The following is a 5,094-nucleotide window of genomic DNA, read 5'->3' as shown; positions in this document are numbered from 1 at the left end:
GTCCACGGGCAGCGCGGAGGCGGTGGTCTACTGGTCGGCGACCAGGCTCATGACCCGCCGCCTGGCCCGGCCACGTCCTTCGTGAGCGTGAACTGTCCCGGCGCCGACTCGGCCAGCCAACCCCGGGCCACCAGCCGCTTCGCCTTCGACCGCAACGCCTCGACCTTCGCGGGCGCGGGTTCCAGGCCGAAGCAGCCGGCCATCTCCTGGCACGTCAGCGGGCCTTGACCGAGACGGTCCCAGTCCGCGAGAGCCCGCGCCGCCACCGCGCACGGGGCCGAACAGCCAGCCGCCGTGCCGCAGATCCTGCCGATCGGTGTCGCGGTATCCGCGCTCCCGCTCGCCGCCGAGGACCGCACCAGCTTCCGCCACTCGAACGCCTGCGCCAACCCCACGGACGGCTGCAACACCCGCATGGAGGTTCTGATCGCCGAGGCGGTGGAAGCACGCGAGGTCGGCCCCGGCTGCATCCTGACCGGCGGCGCGTGGCGGAGCTACTACGACGGCGTCCTCACCAACGACGCGCGGACGTTCGACAACGACCACTTGGTGCCGCGCGCGGAGGCGTGGGACTCCGGAGCCTCGGCGTGGACGGCGGCACGCCGAGAGGCCTATGCCAATGACCTGGACCAGGAAGCGTCGCTGGTGGCTGTCTCAGCCCGCTCGAACCGGTCGAAGGCCGACCAGGACCCGGCCCAGTGGGTGCCGCCGTCGGCGGAAGCACTGTGCCGCTACGGCTCCGAGTGGACCGCGACCAAGATGCGCTGGGTCGACGAGGCGCCGGCTCCTGGACATCGCCGCTGGCTGTGGAGGCACCCGCGTGGAGTTCACCCCGGCACCGTAGAGCCGGGCCAAGAAAGTCCGAGGCCGTCTCGACCGCATGACGCCCGCGGTGGTCGGCCTGGGTGGCATGCAAAGGGGTCCAGCGCGGAGTGGTGATGGCTCCGTACTGGACCCCGTTGGGAGGGGACCTGATGCTTTCCTGTTGTTCAGGGGGTGTTCGAGAGCGTTCCGGTCTTCGCGGCCTCAAGGAAGGCGGCGAATGCCGAGGCGGCAACGGTGAGGCCGCGGCGGCCGGTGTCCTTGGAGTCGCGGACCGCCACCCAGTCGACGTCGTGCGCGACCTCTACGCAGGCGCCCTGGTCGCTGCTGGCTGAGGCCTTGCGCCAGGTGAGCCGGGCAGGGTCGAGGGTGGGGCGGTTCATGTGTTCTCCTCTGCGGCGGGTAGCAGCCCGTCCAAGAGCGCCGCTGTCTCTTCGGGGTCGAGCGCGCCCGCCCGCAGGCGGTCCATCGTGTAGACGAGCGAGCGGATTTGCCGGTCCTTCTCCAGGAAGGTGTTGCCGGAGGGGCTGTCAACGTAGCCGATCCGGGGGTCTGAGGGGCCGAACTCCAGCAGGCTGAAGGCGCCGCGGAGGCCGGGGTGGACGTCCTTGCGCGCGGGATACACCTGCAGGGTGATGTTGGGCTGGCGGGCGGCTGCGGCGAGCGAGCGGATCTGGTCGCGCATGACCTCGGGGCCGCCGACCTGGCGGCCGAGTACGGACTCGTCGATGACGGCCCACAGTTCCAGGGGGTGGGCGTCGGTGAGCCGGCGCTGCCGTTGCATGCGGACGTCCACGAGCCGGTCCACGCTTTCCGGCGGCAAGGCGGCGTGTACGGCCCGCGCGTAGTCGCGGGTCTGCAGGAGTCCGGGGACGTACCCGAGCTCCCACACCTGTAGGGCCCGGGCGTCGTATTCGAGGCCTACGTAGACGCCGTGGCCGGAGGCGAGGACTTCCTCGTACTCGGCCTGCTCCCACCAGCCCTTCTCGCTGGCGGAGCGGCGGATGTCCATGATCTTGGCACGCTCTGCCTCATCGGTGACGCCGTAGAGGTCGAGCAGGCGCGTGACTTCCAGCGCCTTGGGGGCGATGCCCTGCCCGGTTTCCATACGGCTGATCTTCGAGGTGGAGCACTCCAGGTGGGCGGCGGCCGCGGCCTGGTCGAGCTTGGCGCGTTCGCGGAGTCGGCGCAGCTCACCGCCCAGCCGACGCTTTCGTACTGTCGGGCCGCCGGGCTCGCTCATCCGTTGTCCTCCCCGCTTCCGACGTCGTGGGTTTGCTGGCTGCAAGTCTGCCCTATCGCCGACACCGGCTGTAGCCATGCCCCTTCGCCCCTCTTCCGTAGCCCCAGTACGAGTGAAATTCCGCGAGGGGCTTGCTCCATGGGATTGCATAGAGGATTCTAAGCGGGATTGCACTACGGGATGTAATGGTCCGGTGGCACACAGTTGATCATCGGGCTCCGATTCGCGGAGGCACCGCATGCAGTCCCACATTCAGGCCGACATCCGCACGGCCGTTCTGGACCCCCTGTCGATCACGCCTGATCAGACGGCCCGCCTGCGCGGGCAACGCTGCGCCCGTTGCGGGGCGGCCGAGAACCTGCGCCCCGGCGGCTACGCCTACACCGCATCCGAAGGCCAGGGCCGTCTCGGATGGGTCGTGAAGGTGTGCCGCACGTGCCCGAGCTGGGGTGCGCGGTGAGGCAGATCGAACCGGCGAACGCCGGAGCTCACTGGGTCGCCCAGGCCCACGAGCAGCCTGCCCAGGTGTGGGACGAGTGGGACAGCAACCTGGCCCTCGCCCTGCTGCCCGCCGGCCGCGCCTGGGACGCGGTGGCCATGTCCTCCCGCCGCATGCAGGCCGTCGCCGAAGTACTCGGCGAAGGCCTGGCCCAGGTCCCCCTTTTGACCGACCTCACCGTCGACCGCGCCTACGTCCTGGTTCCGGCAGGCACAGCCGAGACCTGGAGCGAGCCGGACACGACCCCGATCGGCGCGGGCTTCTGGTTGGTCGCCTCCAAGCCGGGCGGGCGCCAGGTCCCTGCCGGCACCTGGGTGCAGGCACCCGGCCTGATGACGCAACTCGCCGACCCGGACGCCCTGCGTGCGGCCCTGAACCGGACGACGGAGAACTCATGAGGCACCACACGACCGTCCCCGCCGCGCTGGTGGATGGCCACCGGCTCTTCCACGTCCCCCCGCAGGGCCTCTCCCTGGCCGAGCGGGCCGCTGCCCGCCGCCAAGACGCAGGGCAACGCGCCTCGTGGCCCTTTCCCGCCTACGACGACAAGACCCCCGAGCGGGCCGGGTTCAACGCCGGGATCGCCTACGGACTATGGGGCGTAGAGCCGCCGTACGCCCAGGCCCTCGCCGCCCTGACCGGGCACCTGACCAGCCACGCCATGAACGTCCTGGGCACACACCGCTACATCGTGACCGCCGTGCTCCGCCGCAGGCTCGCCACCGTCAGCGTCCTGGCCCTGCAAGGCCGTCCGCGCACGATCGCGGACCCGGGCACGCACCCCGACGTCCGGCGCATCGCGGACACCTGGGGGGCCATTGCCCTCGCCGCAGGCCCCTGCCTCTTCGCCGCCGGCCAGATCCCTGAAGACGCGCTGGATCACCGCTGACGAGTCCGTGCTCCACGGGTGGGCGACCGGTCCGGCTGGCGGCCCGCCCGGGGCGTGCGGCCCCACGCGACACAGCAGGAGGAGACCGGCACCGCCCGGTACCCAGACCAGCCAGCTCCGGAGGTTGTTGTGACCCAAGTCGTCCAAAGCACCGCCACCCGCTACACGAACGCCGGCGGCATTTTCGACTCGTGCGGTGCGCCGTACGTGGTCTACCGCCGTCCGCACCCGCCGGCCGTCGTCGACTACCTCGCGACGCAGTGGGGCCGGGCGACGACCCGGCCTCGCATCCTGGACCTGGGATGCGGGCCGGGCACCCTGACCCTCGACCTGGCCGAGCGCGGAGCCGCGGTCACCGCGGTCGACGTGTCCGAGGAGATGCTGGCGGCCGGCCGCGACTGGGCCCAGGCCCGCAACATCAAGTCAGTTACCTGGAAGCGGGCCGATGCCACCGATGCGGCGATCCTGGCGAAGGAATCAGGACCCTTCCACGGGGTGACGATCGCGGACGCATTCCACTGGATGGACCGCCGGCAGGTCCTGTCATCCCTCGACCAGGCCGTCCGGCCCGGCGGGTTCGTCGCCGTGATCGGCTACCGCGCGCCCGGCACCCAGCGCGAGTGGTGGCACGCGCTGCTGGAGCAGCTGCGCCTGCGCTGGCTCGGGTCGGTGAACCTCGCCGGCCCGGCCACCACGTACGTAGAACCGGACGGCGGCCACGAAGAGATCCTGCGCCGCTCCGCGTTCAGCCAGGTGTCCGTCCTGCGCACGGACTACCGCCAGACCTACACCCTCAACGAACTGGTCGGACTCCAGCGCACCTACGCCTACTCCTCGGCGGCGACCCTCGGGGACCGGCAGGCCGGCTTCGAAGAGGACCTGCGCCGCACGCTGACGGCCGCGCGTCCGGACGGGCGCTTTGAGGCCGTGCTCCAGGCCGCGGTGATCATCGGCCGCCGCCCTGCCGACGCCGCCTGAGAACCCAACCACGCGGAGTCCTCCACCAGGCGCCGCAGCAACCATCATCCCCGCGCGCTGTCGCGGGCCCACCTGGGAGAAGAATTTGAAGGTCACCGTCATCGGTATGGGCCGCTTGGGAGTCCCCTACCTGACCGCCCTGGCCGAGCTGGGGCACGAGGTACTCGGCCTCGACATCAACCCGGAGACGCTGGAGGCGCTGCAGGACGGGCGCTGCCCGTTCGACGAGCCCGGCATCACGGACTACATCGCCAAGCATACCGCCGCGGGCCGGCTGCGGTTCACCGACTCCTACGACGAGGCCGCCGCCCACGGCGACGTGTTCTTCCTCGCGGTGCCGACCCCGCAGCGCGAGGGGGCGATGACGATGGACCTGAGCGCGGTCGAGGACGCCATCGGCGCGCTCGCCTGCCGCCTGACGCGGCCCGCGGTGCTGATCGGCAAGTCGAGCCTTCCCGTAGGGGAGAGCGTGCGGCTGGCGGCCCTGGCAGCCGACCAGGCCCCGAACGGTGTGCAGCTGAGGGTGGGCTGGAGCCCGGACTTCCTGCGCGAGGCACTGTCCATGGAGACCACCCTTCACCCCGCGCGCCTCGTCCTGGGCGCGTCGGACGCCGACCGGGCCGTGGTCGAGAGCACCGCCCGCCGGGTGTGGGCCGGCTGGCT

7 protein-coding genes and 2 pseudogenes are annotated in these 5,094 nt (G+C 71.3%); 6 read left to right on the top strand and 3 right to left on the bottom strand.

Annotated elements, in window-relative coordinates:
- Positions 1-47 precede the first annotated feature (47 nt).
- Positions 48-254: pseudogene (locus tag VR44_RS47265) on the bottom strand (hypothetical protein); the annotation flags it as partial.
- Positions 255-294: 40 nt separating this feature from the next.
- Here VR44_RS47265 and VR44_RS46405 point away from each other — a divergent pair.
- Positions 295-939: an HNH endonuclease gene (locus VR44_RS46405; RefSeq protein WP_211275083.1), complete on the top strand. Its 645-nt coding sequence runs from the start codon at positions 295-297 to the stop codon at positions 937-939.
- Between the two features lie 50 nt (positions 940-989).
- On the opposite strand, the gene VR44_RS17525 is transcribed toward VR44_RS46405, so the two are convergent.
- Positions 990-1,205: a DUF397 domain-containing protein gene (locus tag VR44_RS17525; RefSeq protein WP_045948450.1), complete on the bottom strand. Its 216-nt coding sequence runs from the start codon at positions 1,203-1,205 to the stop codon at positions 990-992.
- The gene (locus VR44_RS17520) at positions 1,202-2,065 is read right to left on the bottom strand and encodes a helix-turn-helix domain-containing protein (RefSeq protein ID WP_045948449.1); all 864 of its coding nucleotides are present in this window, start codon (positions 2,063-2,065) and stop codon (positions 1,202-1,204) included. Before VR44_RS17520 ends, VR44_RS17525 begins: the two co-directional genes overlap by 4 nt.
- A 238-nt stretch (positions 2,066-2,303) precedes the next feature.
- Between VR44_RS17520 and VR44_RS45060 the strand changes: the two genes are divergently transcribed.
- From VR44_RS45060 to VR44_RS17495, 5 genes and pseudogenes are all read left to right on the top strand, one after another.
- Positions 2,304-2,525, top strand: a complete 222-nt coding sequence (locus tag VR44_RS45060) for a hypothetical protein (protein WP_045948448.1) — start codon at positions 2,304-2,306, stop codon at positions 2,523-2,525.
- A complete protein-coding gene (locus tag VR44_RS41290; protein ID WP_052713667.1) occupies positions 2,501-2,962 on the top strand; it encodes a hypothetical protein in 462 nt (153 codons plus the stop codon). Before VR44_RS45060 ends, VR44_RS41290 begins: the two co-directional genes overlap by 25 nt.
- Complete coding sequence (locus VR44_RS17505) at positions 2,959-3,453, top strand: hypothetical protein (protein WP_045948447.1); 495 nt, start codon at positions 2,959-2,961, stop codon at positions 3,451-3,453. The genes VR44_RS41290 and VR44_RS17505 overlap by 4 nt, the downstream gene beginning before the upstream one ends.
- Before the next feature lie 129 nt (positions 3,454-3,582).
- Positions 3,583-4,431 (top strand): class I SAM-dependent methyltransferase, encoded by an 849-nt coding sequence (locus VR44_RS17500; protein WP_052713666.1) that lies wholly within the window; start codon positions 3,583-3,585, stop codon positions 4,429-4,431.
- A gap of 106 nt (positions 4,432-4,537) precedes the next feature.
- A pseudogene (locus tag VR44_RS17495) lies at positions 4,538-5,094 on the top strand (UDP-glucose 6-dehydrogenase); the annotation flags it as partial.

The sequence above is a fragment of the Streptomyces katrae genome, from assembly GCF_000966975.1.
In the GTDB taxonomy this organism is placed as follows: Bacteria; Actinomycetota; Actinomycetes; order Streptomycetales; family Streptomycetaceae; genus Streptomyces; species Streptomyces katrae.
Note: the sequence above shows the minus strand (reverse complement) of the source record. Positions and strands in the feature narration are given on the sequence as shown.